This is a genomic window from Flavobacterium sp. JP2137 (assembly GCF_050562195.1).
Lineage (GTDB): Bacteria > Bacteroidota > Bacteroidia > Flavobacteriales > Flavobacteriaceae > Flavobacterium.
The window spans coordinates 736,296-750,496 of sequence record NZ_CP191647.1 but is presented as its reverse complement, the minus strand read 5'-3'; the positions used below and the strand labels follow the sequence as shown (position 1 = coordinate 750,496).

The 14,201-nt window shown below is 33.7% G+C and carries 13 protein-coding genes; 7 read left to right on the top strand and 6 right to left on the bottom strand.

Annotation, left to right across the window (positions count from 1 at the left end; translation table 11 throughout):
- The first annotated feature begins 25 nt into the window (after positions 1–25).
- Positions 26–793 (top strand): DUF3871 family protein, encoded by a 768-nt coding sequence (locus tag ACQZ43_RS03315; RefSeq protein ID WP_430614453.1) that lies wholly within the window; start codon positions 26–28, stop codon positions 791–793.
- An 83-nt stretch (positions 794–876) separates the two neighbouring features.
- The gene (locus ACQZ43_RS03310) at positions 877–2,106 is read left to right on the top strand and encodes an IS256 family transposase (RefSeq protein WP_430613168.1); all 1,230 of its coding nucleotides are present in this window, start codon (positions 877–879) and stop codon (positions 2,104–2,106) included.
- Positions 2,107–2,205: 99 nt separating this feature from the next.
- Here the strand turns inward: ACQZ43_RS03310 and ACQZ43_RS03305 are convergent, their stop codons facing one another.
- The gene (locus tag ACQZ43_RS03305; RefSeq protein WP_430614452.1) at positions 2,206–3,438 is read right to left on the bottom strand and encodes an ImmA/IrrE family metallo-endopeptidase; all 1,233 of its coding nucleotides are present in this window, start codon (positions 3,436–3,438) and stop codon (positions 2,206–2,208) included.
- 353 nt (positions 3,439–3,791) lie between these two features.
- Here ACQZ43_RS03305 and ACQZ43_RS03300 point away from each other — a divergent pair, with 353 nt between their 5' ends.
- Positions 3,792–4,166 (top strand): hypothetical protein, encoded by a 375-nt coding sequence (locus ACQZ43_RS03300; protein WP_430614451.1) that lies wholly within the window; start codon positions 3,792–3,794, stop codon positions 4,164–4,166.
- A 252-nt stretch (positions 4,167–4,418) separates the two neighbouring features.
- Here ACQZ43_RS03300 and ACQZ43_RS03295 read toward each other — a convergent pair whose 3' ends face one another.
- Positions 4,419–4,649, bottom strand: coding sequence for a helix-turn-helix domain-containing protein (locus tag ACQZ43_RS03295; RefSeq protein ID WP_430614450.1), 231 nt, complete (start codon positions 4,647–4,649; stop codon positions 4,419–4,421).
- Positions 4,650–4,744: 95 nt separating this feature from the next.
- On the opposite strand from ACQZ43_RS03295, the gene ACQZ43_RS03290 reads away from it, so the two are divergent.
- The 3 genes from ACQZ43_RS03290 (at position 4,745) to ACQZ43_RS03280 (ending at position 6,381) form a co-directional block, all read left to right on the top strand.
- A complete protein-coding gene (locus ACQZ43_RS03290; protein WP_430614449.1) occupies positions 4,745–5,164 on the top strand; it encodes a hypothetical protein in 420 nt (139 codons plus the stop codon).
- 195 nt (positions 5,165–5,359) lie between these two features.
- Positions 5,360–5,863: a hypothetical protein gene (locus ACQZ43_RS03285; RefSeq protein WP_430614448.1), complete on the top strand. Its 504-nt coding sequence runs from the start codon at positions 5,360–5,362 to the stop codon at positions 5,861–5,863.
- A 101-nt stretch (positions 5,864–5,964) separates the two neighbouring features.
- Positions 5,965–6,381: a hypothetical protein gene (locus ACQZ43_RS03280; RefSeq protein ID WP_430614447.1), complete on the top strand. Its 417-nt coding sequence runs from the start codon at positions 5,965–5,967 to the stop codon at positions 6,379–6,381.
- Positions 6,382–8,074: 1,693 nt separating this feature from the next.
- Here ACQZ43_RS03280 and ACQZ43_RS03275 read toward each other — a convergent pair.
- From ACQZ43_RS03275 to ACQZ43_RS03260, 4 genes are read right to left on the bottom strand one after another with little or no spacing between them, the layout of a single operon-like run.
- Positions 8,075–9,274, bottom strand: coding sequence for a GIY-YIG nuclease family protein (locus tag ACQZ43_RS03275; protein WP_430614446.1), 1,200 nt, complete (start codon positions 9,272–9,274; stop codon positions 8,075–8,077).
- Entirely contained in the window at positions 9,267–10,775 is a 1,509-nt protein-coding gene (locus ACQZ43_RS03270; protein ID WP_430614445.1) for a DEAD/DEAH box helicase, read from the bottom strand. Before ACQZ43_RS03270 ends, ACQZ43_RS03275 begins: the two co-directional genes overlap by 8 nt.
- Positions 10,776–10,809: 34 nt before the next feature.
- Complete coding sequence (locus tag ACQZ43_RS03265) at positions 10,810–11,256, bottom strand: hypothetical protein (protein WP_430614444.1); 447 nt, start codon at positions 11,254–11,256, stop codon at positions 10,810–10,812.
- A 29-nt stretch (positions 11,257–11,285) separates the two neighbouring features.
- Positions 11,286–12,401 carry a Fic family protein gene (locus ACQZ43_RS03260; RefSeq protein ID WP_430614443.1) on the bottom strand — a complete coding sequence of 372 codons (1,116 nt, stop codon included), beginning with the start codon at positions 12,399–12,401 and terminating at the stop codon, positions 11,286–11,288.
- 544 nt (positions 12,402–12,945) lie between these two features.
- Here ACQZ43_RS03260 and ACQZ43_RS03255 point away from each other — a divergent pair.
- Positions 12,946–14,154 (top strand): IS256 family transposase, encoded by a 1,209-nt coding sequence (locus ACQZ43_RS03255; RefSeq protein WP_430615579.1) that lies wholly within the window; start codon positions 12,946–12,948, stop codon positions 14,152–14,154.
- Positions 14,155–14,201: the final 47 nt, after the last annotated feature.

Here is a 14,201-nt window from a genome sequence, read left to right as displayed (position 1 = left end):
TAACGGATTCGTGGTGCAGTATAGAGTGGAATATCCACAACAAATTGAAAAACCCGAAATAAGAGTCTCTCATCAAATTAAAGGGAGAACACCTGATGCAATTCACAAGAATGCTAAAGAGCTCTTAGACCACGAGAAAACACAATATTTTGAGAGAATGGCATTCATTGTTAGGATTCCTAGTATAACTGAAACTATTAATGGGAATGAATTAGCATTAACAGTAGGAGGTGTAAGAGCTTATAATCAGGAGAACCTCTATAACAAGAAGTCATTTGAGAAGTTTAAGTTTTTTATTGGTTTTCAAAACCTAGTTTGTTGTAATCTATGTGTAAGTTCTGATGGTTTTGTATCAGAAATGCGTGTGAGTTCTTATCTGGAATTGGAATCTAAAATCCTCGAGGTAATGCAGAATTATCAATTAGAAAATCATCTTAAATTGATGCAGGATTTTACCCAATATCATCTTACTGAGCATCAATTTGCTCAGCTAGTTGGGAAAGCTAGATTATATCAGCATTTACCAAAATCTCTAAAACTCCAAATTCCTGAACTGACTTTTAATGATGGACAATTCAATACCATAGCTAGGGATTTCTATCAAGATGAGAGTTTCTGTAAGAATGAACAAGGAAATATTAACCTATGGAATGTGTTTAATCTCTTTACTCAAGCTAATAAGAGTAGCTACATTGATACTTTTCTAGAAAGGAATCTAAATGCTTTTGAGTTTAATCAAGAACTTGCTAAGGCTGTTGTTGGAGATGGTAATTGTCAGTGGTTTCTGAGTTGAGAATAGCCATCCTATGTTTATGAGGGTGTGCCGTGAACTGTGTCACATAAATTAATTACACAATAAAAACGTAAATTAGTATTATGAATACAGATAATAAAAACACGGGATTTGATTTTGATAGTTTCAAAGAAGAGGCTATGGCTGGATTGTACCAAGGCAAGAAAATGGGTGGGCCTGATGGCATTTTTGCACCTCTTTTGAAACACTTTCTAGAAACAATGATGGAAGGTGAACTGGAACATCATTTAGCGGAAGAAAAGGCAAAAGGGGTAACTAATCGGCGCAATGGCAGGACAACTAAAACAGTTCGAAGTATGCAATCTGGTAGTTTTGAACTTGAATCTACCAGAGATCGCAATGCAACTTTTGAACCTAAGATACTTCCAAAAAGGCAACTTATCGTTACGGATCAATTAGAAGAAAACGTAATATCTTTATATGCCCGAGGCAGTAGCACACGTGATATTGCTAGCTTTATCATGGAAATGTATGGTATGGAGATATCCGCTAGTGAAATTTCCCGCATTACCGATAAGATTATTCCGGCTATGAACCAGTGGCGTGATCGGCCTTTAGAATCTATATATCCTTTCGTATTCCTAGATGCTATGCATTATAAAGTTAAAGATCAAGGAAGTATAACTTCACGTGCTGTCTACAATATTCTAGGCATAAATCAAGAGGGCAAAAAGGAACTCATTGGTGTATATTTATCAGAAAACGAAGGAGCAAAATTTTGGTTATCAGTTTTAACTCATCTTAAATCACGCGGGGTACAAGATATACTTGTTGCCTGTGTAGATGGTTTAAAGGGCTTTCCGGAAGCTATACAAGCTGTTTTTCCAAAGACACAAATACAACTTTGTATTGTGCATCAAATAAGAACAAGTCTTCGCTTTGTGCCTCATAAAGACAAGAAAGCTTTAGCTGCAGATTTAAAGCCGATTTACACCGCTGTTAGCGAAGAACAAGGCTATGAAAGGCTTTTAGAGTTTGAAGAAACCTGGGGTAGTAAATATCCATTAGCAGCTAAAGGATGGATGGATAATTGGGGCCATTTATCTACTTATTTTGATTTTGATCCGCACATAAGAAAGGCTATATACACTACTAATGCGATAGAGGCCATGCATAGACAGATTAGAAAAGTAACTAAAACCAAAGGAGCTTTTACCTCGGATCAATCATTGCTTAAGCTAATATATTTAGTCATTAAAAATGTTTCTAAGAAATGGACGATGCCAATTCACAATTGGGGTTTGACTATGTCGCAGCTTTATATTAAATTTGGGGATAGGCTACAGCCGTAAAGATCCTCCTTTTTCTTAGCTCTGGGACTTAAGTCCCAGAGCTAAGAAAAAGGAGATGACACAGTTTGTGTTACACTCCCATGTTTATACCTAGGATGGCTAAATGTTATCTCTGTTGGCTCTTAAGATTGATAGTGCTCTTAAATCCTCAATATTGTTTTCTTCTGGTTTATTAATTCTAATAGGTCTATTAATTAGCTTTAGACTATTAAGTCTGTATTCTATACTAATTTTAGATGTTTCAAAATGTATAGCGAGCCTTCTTGTGATTTCACGAAAATCATTCTTATTACATTCTTGTTCATCTAGGAATATACTGCCTGTTTTGCTAATTCCAAGTTCCAATTGAATAATTACCAACATTAATTTAATGCTTGTTTCTGGTAGTAATAGACATGAGCTAAAGTGATTTGCTTGCCATTCAATCCAGTTTTTAGGATTATCTAATTTAAAACTTTGAGTAATTAGATTAAAAGAGGTGTCTTGAAAATTATTATATACAACTTCATTGATTTTTAAGTGTCTATGAAGAATAAAATGACCTATTTCATGTCCAATAACAAAAGGCTCAATCTTAGTTCCTTTTATAGAAGGATTTATGTAGATGGTAGTGTTTTCAGAATTAAAATAACCCAAAACTTCATTGTCTGAATTATCTAGAATTTTTGAATATTCAAATTGTAAATTATGTGTTTTATTGAGGAAATCTAAGAGATCAAATAGAGGTGTTGCAGTAGCATTTTGTAATATAGTAGGGTTAAAATCAGATATAAGTTTAGACACAATGTTATCTATTTGTCTTTTAGATAATTTTTGTAAGCCATCAATTTTCTTCGGTAGTAATATATTGCATAATGCTTTTAAAATTATTGTGTCATAATCATCTTTCTGCGTGGTAGCTTTTATGCTTTTATAATGAGAAATATTATAGTTATTCTCATCTACTTCAATCAACATCATTCCATGGTACTTTATTTGTTCTAAGGCTCCTTTCTGTAATTTACTATTAGTTATAAAAACACCTTTTACTGTGAAATTTTTTATTTCACTTATATATTGGGCAAATAAAGCAACTTCATCTACTGGTATAGTAGATGAATATTTTTTACATTCAATTAAATAAAGTAGTGTGGGGCTTTCTGAGTTGGGAGGTGTTACTTCAATTGACAAATCAAAAATAATTCCATTTGCCCTACTTTGCGCGTGGTATTTTTTCTTCCTAAATATTTTACAATGTTCAGGGATTAATGATAGGTCTTTGTTATTTAAAATCTTCTCTATTATTTCGTAAGATTTATCTTCAAAATCATTGCCTATTTGAACTGTATTCATTTTAGATACTTTTTTACGTGTAGAATTCATTTCTTATAAAAGATTAGATTCTTTTTTTTACTAAAGTAGTTATAATTTTGATTAGTAGTTATTTAAGATATTAACAGAAGTTAATAACTGTTTTTGGTTTTTAAAAAAAATATGCTTAAAGCATCACGTGTGTAAACCACCTTGTAAAGCCCCCCCCTTAATTATACAGAACTGAATACCCCCACTTATTCTCAGCAGGAAGTGGATTTCTTGTGGTTTATATAAAAGATTTTCTTTCTTAGCTAAAGTTCAAGGTGGTAGCTGAGCTTTGAGGGAAGGAGGATCTGATATGTAAGCAATGTTTAACTTAAAAAATTATACTTATGGTACGTATTATTGACTATAAAAAAAGACAGACAGAGGATGGAAAGGAGTTCTTTGTATTAGAGATTACTGGTGGTATTGAAATGATAAAAAGTCAAACCACTAATCAGTTTTATGCTACAGTTAGAAAAGCAACTGTTACCTCTACATTTGATGAACAAACTTGTAAAGCTTTGATTGGTACAGAAATGACTGGTAGAGTAGTAAAGCAAGAGTCTGAGCTTTATGAATACGTGAACAAAGAGACTGGAGAAGTACTGGTATTATCACATAGATATGTTTATGTTCCAGAAGAAGTATTGTCTCAGGAAGAAAAGTCTATTCAAAGGTTACTATCAGAAGAGCATACTTTTTCTACTAATGGAAAGTACTAAATCAGAATTTGTAAAGTAAGATTATAATCCTTCCTGTTTTGTCATTCTCTCTATAAAGGGGGTAAGACAAAAGTGGAAGGATTTTTACTTTTTGAAAAATTATGTGTGAGAAGAGGTGTGTAAAAGGAACTTTTTAGTTGTAAATTCACTCAGGATACTATTTTGTTGATATAATAATATAGCTAAAAGTTTTGTTTTTACTCATTATTCTCTTAAGACTGTAGCTAAACCAACAAAGTTAAATTGAGGGCATTATTGTTGCTCAATAGAAACTAGTTCTTCAAGTGTTACATCTAATGCAGTAGCTATTCTAAAGAGAGTATATATAGTTGGATTGGTTCTGCCAGATTCAATTCTAGATATATTGGTAGTATCTATGTTTCCTTCCATTTTACCTACTAAATCAACTTGAGACATACTCTTGTTTTCTCTAGCAGTTTTTACATTTTTACCTATGATTTTTAATAAATCTAATTTTTCCATACTTGACATATTTGACAAGTGAAGAAAAGATTTATATTTGTTTATTATAATGCCATATATGGCAACTTGTTTAATTAATATAATACAGTATAATTATGAGAAGATTTCTGTTAGCAATAATCTTGTTGCTGAGTATTTCAACATATTGTCAGACTTCAAAGAGTGATTCAAATGACAAAAAGGTTTCAGATAAAAATGAAAAATTATTGAAAGCATTGAAGGGGACTAAAGAAGAATGGGACAGTTTTGTTAAAGAGAAGCTAGGTGATTCTACACCAACCTATTCAGGATTGGATGCTATGGCTATAAAAACTGGAGAAAGTGCTAGTGTTGACCCTAGACATTCTGATATAGCTAGAGAGAAGAATTTAAATCCCCATGTTATGAATTATGATGATATGGAAAAAGTTTACTTAGAAGATAAAAAAGAACAGTCCTTTTTCTGGGGATTTGTAGTGATTGGAGTTTTTGTATTAATAGGGGCAGTTTTGTTTCTAAAGAAAATCAGTAAATAAGGATGGAGAAATTAATAAATCGCATTAAGAGGCTTAGTACTGGTACAGTTAGATTGTTAATAACAATTAGTATTTTAATTACTTTACTTTCACTGTATGTATGGATAGATACGGGTTCTCCAATAAGTATGTTTCTGTTTTTCTTTAGTTTCGTGATATTCTGGAGTATAGTATCAATTATTTTATGGATAACAGATGGCTATAAAGAAGATAAAGAGTAATTATATAGAAGAGTTTAAATATGAAAATTTCATACCAGAAGACTTTGCTATTGGTACCATAAAGGACTGGGTAATTCAAAATGAGAACTATGTACATTTTTTAATCTCTGAATCTGGTTGTGGTAAATGGAGTAGATGGTTAAAGAACAATGACAAACCTTATCCTTGTGTCTGTTCAACTAGAGAAGAAACTTGTTTTTTTATTGAGTTATATTATGAACTACATAGAATAGTAGAATTTCATAGTAAAGAATCCTATTTTAAAACAGCAATTAAGGAATATAAATGGTATGATGGCAATTTACTCAAGCAATTAGAATGCTTTAGTAAATACAAGAAAGTTGCATCTACATTGTTCTTTGATACTACTATTAGGATTGCATATTCTCAAGAACCATATCAAGCTTATCTAATAGAATTAAATAGATGTGAATTTGAGAATACCATTGAATTTATCACATTGTTCAAGTATGATTAATATATTGTTTAAGAATGGGAGAAAAGACCATAAAGAGTAAGTTTTTTCAAGTATCATTTAGACCACCTGTAATGAGGTGGTTTTTTTATATCATTTAGCTTATGAGAATTTCAAAATTACCATTTGATATAGGTATAGATTATGAGGAATTGGAATTGGTTTTGGAGGTTTTAGCTGAGAGAATAGAGGGGTATGATAGCTATTTGTATATTGGGGAGGAAGTGTATTGCATATGTAATTACCCCGCAGATAAAATGGAATTAATATTTCATTGGGATGTTCTACAAGCTGTGATTGTTTCTTTTAAAAATGAACTCCCTTTTCTATCTCAGCTAAACCAAGGGGAATTAAAAACCAATCTCTTGGAGGTACAAACTGAATTAGAAACTAATGAGAGTTACTTTGTTGGAACAATTGGAAATAACACCATCTCTCTATTTAGGCTAGTTAAAATTACTTATTTGATATATGGAGATTCCATCTTATTAGCTAAGTTGCGTAGAACTTTATTAAGTTAGTAGATATTAGAAAGGCATACTATTAGGCATACAACATAGCTAAGCTTGGAGTAAGTTGTTTATAATCAAAAAGTTTGTATCGAGGGTTCGAATCCCTTCCTCTCTGCAAAGAAAAACCGATTGTGAAAACAATCGGTTTTTTTGTTTCCCCCCGCGGTGAAAATTCATTTTCACAAGCGGAGGGGAAACAAAAAAACGAGGGCGCTAGCCCGTGGTTTTTCTTTGTGTTTTGAATCCCCTTTGGGCTCACGTAGTAATCCCTCTGGTTTGATTTTGTTTTCACAAGCGGTGTGGAAACAAAAAAACGAGGGCGCTAGCCCGTGGTTTTTCTTTGTGTTTTGAACCCCCTTTGGGCTCACGTAGTAATCCCTCTGGTTTGATTTTGTTTTCACAAGTGGTGTGGAAACAAAAAAACGAGGGCGCTAGCCCGTGGTTTTTCTTTGTGTTTTGAACCCCCTTTGGGCTCACGTAGTAATCCCTTTGGTTTGATTTTGTTTTCACAAGCGGAGGGGAAACAAAAAAACGAGGGCGCTAGCCCGTGGTTTTTCTTTGTGTTTTGAACCCCCTTTGGGCTCACGTAGTAATCCCTTTGGTTTGATTTTGTTTTCACAAGCGGAGGGGAAACAAAAAAACGAGGGCGCTAGCCCGTGGTTTTTCTTTGTGTTTTGAATCCCCTTTGGGCTCACGTAGTAATCCCTCTGGTTTGATTTTGTTTTCACAAGCGGAGGGGAAACAAAAAAAACGAGGGCGCTAGCCCGTGGTTTTTCTTTGTGTTTGGAACCCCCTTTGGGCTCACGTAGTAATCCCTCTGGTTTGATTTTGTTTTCACAAGCGGAGGGGAAACAAAAAAACGAGGGCGCTAGCCCGTGGTTTTTCTTTGTGTTTTGAACCCCCTTTGGGCTCACGTAGTAATTCCTCTGGTTTGATTTTGTTTTCACAAGCGGTGTGGAAACAAAAAAACGAGGGCGCTAGCCCGTGGTTTTTCTTTGTGTTTTGAACCCCCTTTGGGCTCACGTAGTAATCCCTCTGGTTTGATTTTGTTTTCACAAGTGGTGTGGAAACAAAAAAACGAGGGCGCTAGCCCGTGGTTTTTCTTTGTGTTTTGAACCCCCTTTGGGCTCACGTAGTAATCCCTTTGGTTTGATTTTGTTTTCACAAGCGGTGTGGAAACAAAAAAACGAGGGCGCTAGCCCGTGGTTTTTCTTTGTGTTTTGAATCCCCTTTGGGCTCACGTAGTAATCCCTCTGGTTTGATTTTGTTTTCACAAGCGGAGGGGAAACAAAAAAACGAGGGCGCTAGCCCGTGGTTTTTCTTTGTGTTTTGAATCCCCTTTGGGCTCACGTAGTAATCCCTCTGGTTTGATTTTGTTTTCACAAGCGGTGTGGAAACAAAAAAACGAGGGCGCTAGCCCGTGGTTTTTCTTTGTGTTTTGAATCCCCTTTGGGCTCACGTAGTAATCCCTCTGGTTTGATTTTGTTTTCACAAGCGGTGTGGAAACAAAAAAACGAGGGCGCTAGCCCGTGGTTTTTCTTTGTGTTTTGAACCCCCTTTGGGCTCACGTAGTAATCCCTTCCTCTCTGCGAAAAACCTCTTAAGTGCTAGTGTTTAGAGAGTTTTGTTTTTATGGGTGCTAAATTAGGTGCTAATAGCAGCTGTGTGATTTATCTATTTTTTGAAGAGTCAAGGATATATTTTATTTTAGTACAACTTTTCTATTTGCAACATCATACTTATAATTCACAATATTCCCATTTAAAAGAAGTTGAATTACTTCGTCGATGATATTTAAAGGAATCACAAACCATTCTCTCGGGATATATCTATTTCCTGACTTATCATACAAATCAATATCTAAACAAGCTTCAGCAAAGAAACGATGTAAGAAGCTTTCAAAGGAATTTACATTTAAGCTATAGCAGTTGTAAGAAGCTATAACTTCTACATCAGCAAATAAATAAGTCGCTTCTTTCGATGCGTTTTTAATACGTTCCTGCACAGGATATTTTGAGAAACCAATTTTATAAAGATTTTCTAAATTTTTAATTTCAGGTCTCTCTGATTTTGACTTCAAAATATAAATCCAACCACTTTGAACATCTTCTTCTCTCACAGAATTGAAATTTTCTTGAAGTTGGTTATACATTCCTTCATCTGTATTAGTAACAATTTTACCGTTTTTCTGAATAGCTTTACCTAATGAACGAAATAGCATATTCGAAATAGTTCCATTCTCAAAAACAGTAACTGTACGTCCTTCTAATCGAACTCGATCCCCAGATTTGTTTTCTTTTATTACTTTTTCAGCTTTGGAAACTTCTAAATAGCACAATAAACCATCAACTAAATAAAAATTTCCTTCAATTAAATTATCCTCTGCATTCGTAAAGTTTAAAAGCTTACGTTTTCCTTCTTTCAGTTCCTTATGAACTTGTTTAAACATCTGTTCATACTTTTGAAAATCTTTGTCTGAAATAGCTTTTCGTTGTGCAATATAATCTGCACTTTCTCTACTACCTTCTTTTGGAGTGTATTTAAATTCAAAAATAGAAGAATCTCCTTCATCATTTAACAATCCTAAATCGGCATCACCTAAGATATCATCTAATGTTTCAATTTTAAGTTCTACTTTACCTAAAAGATTAAAACGATCGAACGCTTTCAAGATACTTTTGTTTCGCTCATTAGCCTTAAAACCTTTCAGTCTAGCTGATAATGTATATTCAGACATAGAAGATGTTGATGGCTCTCTTTTATTCTTTTCAAAAAAATGATTAATTTCTTCAAATGAATCAATCAAACGATCTTCATCTGTTCGCACAAAAGATTGCTTTTGTTGTGACTCTAATAAACCAAAATCATCGTCATTAAAAATATCATCTAAATTCTTAGCCATTTTGATTTTTTCTACGTTTTGCGTCCTGCAAAAATAATAAAGCTTGTGCTAATCTTTGTTCTTTTGGATCATGTGAATTAATATCAGGTGCTTTTCCTGTGTTTGTTTTCCATCGTTTAATAGCTTCCCACGACGCAATCGCTTCTTCCTCGGTCATTTCTATTTTGGTAACATTAATCGTGTCTTGAATAGCTTTTAAAACAGAGGTGGTAACATTTTTAGATAAAATTTCAAAAGCCTTTTGAAATGGATTAATGGTATCAATCAAATCAATATGAATATCATCTATGTTTACAAAGCTTCCTGCCATGCGAATGAATTTCTTTGAGCCGTGCTCTTCTACTTCACCATTTTTAACAACAGAATCCACTACTACATATTGGCGAATTGCTTCTACATCTTCAGCTCCTAAATCGGGATAAATCTCCCGAATAATTTTTGGAATTAAAACCGTATTGATGACTTCGGGTTCTAAATTCCCTGGCATCGCTTTCAACATGGTACCATCTTGAAGAATACGTGCTTTTAAATCATTCAAATCACTTTCTATAATATCCTTTGCTCGTTGTGAAGTAGGTTTTTTAAATCCTCTAATTTTGATTGTATTCTCGTCGTCTGGCTCTCCTTCATCTTCCTCAAGATCATCCATCGGTTTAAACTTAAAATTAGGTGCTAATACTTGCTCCATTAATAAAGAAGCCGTTATTGCTTTTAACATATTGTTTACAGACAAACGTAGATCTTCATCTACAGCATCAGGTTGCGCAATAAGGTTAGTGAACTGCGCATGTGTTTTATTATTACTATCTCTAGTAGCTCTACCAATAATTTGAATGATTTCGGTCAACGAACCTCTATATCCTATCGTTAAAGCATGTTGGCAAAAGGGCCAGTCAAAGCCCTCTTTTGCCATTCCCAGGGCAATAATCATATCGATATCTTCAGGCGTTTTTACTCCTCGTAAATAGGCGGTTATTTTATCACGTTCTTTCTGAATATCATTAACCAAATCAGCTATTTTCAAGATTCTGCCAGAACGTTTACTTTTCACATATAAAACGCCTGTTTCTGTATCTTGATACTCTAAATCACCAATACAATCAATGATGTGATTAACTTCTTCGCGTTTTTGTTTGGAAGATTCAGCTGAATTCACACTTGGAATATGAATAATCGTTTTAAGATTTTCGTCTAAAATCTCTTCTAATGCTGACATTCCTCTTTCTTCATCGTGATTATAATATCTTCCTCGATAAAAGTGATAGCCAATTCCTAAGGATTTTAAATACTCATATCCGTTAAGCTGATCGTAATAGTTGTACGTAACTTTTATGAATTTCTCTTCGTCTTCAGGTAATAATACAGGAACACTATCGCCACGAAAATACGATCCAGTCATCGCAACAATATGAGCCGTAGATTTCTCCATAATTCTACGCATTACATTACCTAAAATATTATCGCCATCAGCAGAAACATGATGAAATTCATCAATTGCCACCAAACAATTATTAAAGTCGGTTTCTTGTAATCCTTCAAACGCAAAACGCAACGTGCGTACAAATCAATATTTTTTCATCCGATTGTAGAAATTCTTTAAACGCCTTTACTTTAGAAGTATCACTGCCAGGAGCACAAAGGTTGTATCGGTTATTTAATTCCCAATCGGCATAAAAACCATACTTTTTTAGTTCATTGGGTGCAAACGAGTTCCCGATGGAACGTTCTGGAACGGCTACAATTACTTTTTTTATACCTTGATTAATAAGTTTGTCTAATGCAATAAACATTAAAGCTCTTGATTTTCCCGATGCAGGCGGAGCTTTTAATAATAAATATTGTGCAGAACGAGCTTCATACGCTTTTGCCTGCATCTCACGCATTCCTAATTCATTGGTCGATTTACTTTTGCCTGTTTGATCATAAGTAACATTTACCAAATTAATAGGTTTTATATAGTCTGTATTCTTTTCTTTTTCCATTGTGATTTATTATTAAAAACGCTTAAAGTCTATACCCTAACTAATCGCATCAAAGGTTCAAAAGAATACATTGCAGCTCTACGTCCTGATGATTCTTCTCTTAAAACTAAATGGCCGTTATCTACTAATTTTCTTATCATTAGTACCGCTGTTGCATTTGGAATTTTTGTAGTATTCACAAACTTATTATTTCTAAATACTGGATAAGTAAAAATGAAATCTAGTATTTCCATATTCCATTTTGAAGATAGTAAATCTGAAAATTCTATTTTTGTGGATTCGTACAAATTTTTAATACTTTCTGCAATTTCTAAATTTCTGATAGCTTGACTTTCCACAGCATTCAAGAAAAAGCGAATCCATTCGTTCCAATCATTTGTTTTTGAAACATTACGCATTTGCTCTATGTATTCATCTTTATTCTCTTCAAAATATCCACTAATATAAAAATGAGGTTGTGAAAGAATTTTTTCTCGCCATAGATTTAGAGTAATCAACATTCTGCCAATTCTGCCATTACCGTCTTTAAACGGATGCAACGCTTCAAACTCTAAATGCATGATAGCCGTTTTAATTAATGGAGGGAAACTACTATCCTCTAAAAATTTAAAAAGTCTTTCCAATCCTTCGTCAAGATTTTCAGGTCGAATAGGAATAAATTGAATTTCTTTTTTTAATCTATCAGCCAAGTAATTTTGTTCTTTTTTAAACTGACCTGGAGATTTATTGGCACCTCTACCTAAGTACAACAATTGTTGATGCATTTGCTTAATGAAACTCAACGAAAAATTATAACCACTTTCTAAAGCACTTTGCCCATTTTTTAAAGCTCTTTGATACAAAATAGTTTCAATTACGTCTGCTTTTGCAGTAGCTGTATCTTCTCCTTCATGATCCGCTTCATATTGAAGTATTTCATCCATAGTACTAATTGTACCTTCTATTCTTGAAGAAATTACTGCTTCTTGATTACGTAAAGGAGCTAATAAAATTTCAGTGTTATGTAAATTTTTTAACATTTGGTCAAAACGAGCCAACGCATCGGTTGCTTTTACTAATTCTTGTATAAAAAGAGTATAGTTAATATTTTCTGGTGGGAAATTATCGTAATGATAATCTACTGCTTTATCTAAATTATAATCCATAAACTGATATTTGTATACAAATTTAAACAAATAAAACCAGTCAACGGCTCTTGATTACACAAAATGACATAATTAGGAACACAAACATTTTTGATTACAATTTCTGAATACAAAATCTTTTGATTACAAAAAAACATGTTTTTGTATAAACAAATATATTTGATTACAATTTCTGAATACAAATACACTTGATTACAAAAAAAATACAATTACTGTAAACAAAGTAATTTGATTACAGTTTCTGAATACAAAATTTTTTGATTACAAAAAAACAACAATATTAGAAATCAAATTGTAAAGCACAGAGGGACATGCATGTCCCTCTGTGAAATGTTTACTACTCTTTTTACTTTTGAATATTAGTATGAATTATTTTTTATCTGTTCAATAGTTTTTAATTGCCAATCAAATAAGCATAAAATAAAAAAACACCTGATTTTGAACGCTTTATAAATTTAAAAGAGGGTGTGCCGTGAACTGTGTCACATAAATTAATTACACAATAAAAACGTAAATTAGTATTATGAATACAGATAATAAAAACATGGGATTTGATTTTGATAGTTTCAAAGAAGAGGCTATGGCTGGATTGTACCAAGGCAAGAAAATGGGTGGGCCTGATGGCATTTTTGCACCTCTTTTGAAACACTTTCTAGAAACAATGATGGAAGGTGAACTGGAACATCATTTAGCGGAAGAAAAGGCAAAAGGGTTAACTAATCGGCGCAATGGCAGGACAACTAAAACAGTTCGAAGTATGCAATCTGGTAGTTTTGAACTTGAATCTACCAGAGATCGCAATGCAACTTTTGAACCTAAGATACTTCCAAAAAGGCAACTCATCGTTACGGATCAATTAGAAGAAAACGTAATATCTTTATATGCCCGAGGCAGTAGCACACGTGATATTGCTAGCTTTATCATGGAAATGTATGGTATGGAGATATCCGCTATTGAAATTTCCCGCATTACCGATAAGATTATTCCGGCTATGAACCAGTGGCGCGATCGGCCTTTAGAATCTATATATCCTTTCGTATTCCTAGATGCTATGCATTATAAAGTTAAAGATCTAGGAAGTATAACTTCACGAGCTGTCTACAATATTCTAGGCATAAATCAAGAGGGCAAAAAGGAACTCATTGGTGTATATTTATCAGAAAACGAAGGAGCAAAATTTTGGTTATCAGTTTTAACTCATCTTAAATCACGCGGGGTACAAGATATACTTGTTGCCTGTGTAGATGGTTTAAAGGGCTTTCCGGAAGCTATACAAGCTATTTTTCCAAAGACACAAATACAACTTTGTATTGTGCATCAAATAAGAACAAGTCTTCGCTTTGTGCCTCATAAAGACAAGAAAGCTTTAGCTGCAGATTTAAAGCCGATTTACACCGCTGTTAGCGAAGAACAAGGCTATGAAAGGCTTTTAGAGTTTGAAGAAACCTGGGGTAGTAAATATCCATTAGCAGCTAAAGGATGGATGGATAATTGGGGCCATTTATCTACTTATTTTGATTTTGATCCGCACATAAGAAAGGCTATATACACTACTAATGCGATAGAGGCCATGCATAGACAGGTTAGAAAAGTAACTAAAACCAAAGGAGCTTTTACCTCGGATCAATCATTGCTTAAGCTAATATATTTAGTCATTAAAAATGTTTCTAAGAAATGGACGATGCCAATTCACAATTGGGGTTTGACTATGTCGCAGCTTTATATTAAATTTGGGGATAGGCTACTGCCGTAAAGATCCTCCTTTTTCTTAGCTCTGGGACTTAAGTCCCAGAGCTAAGA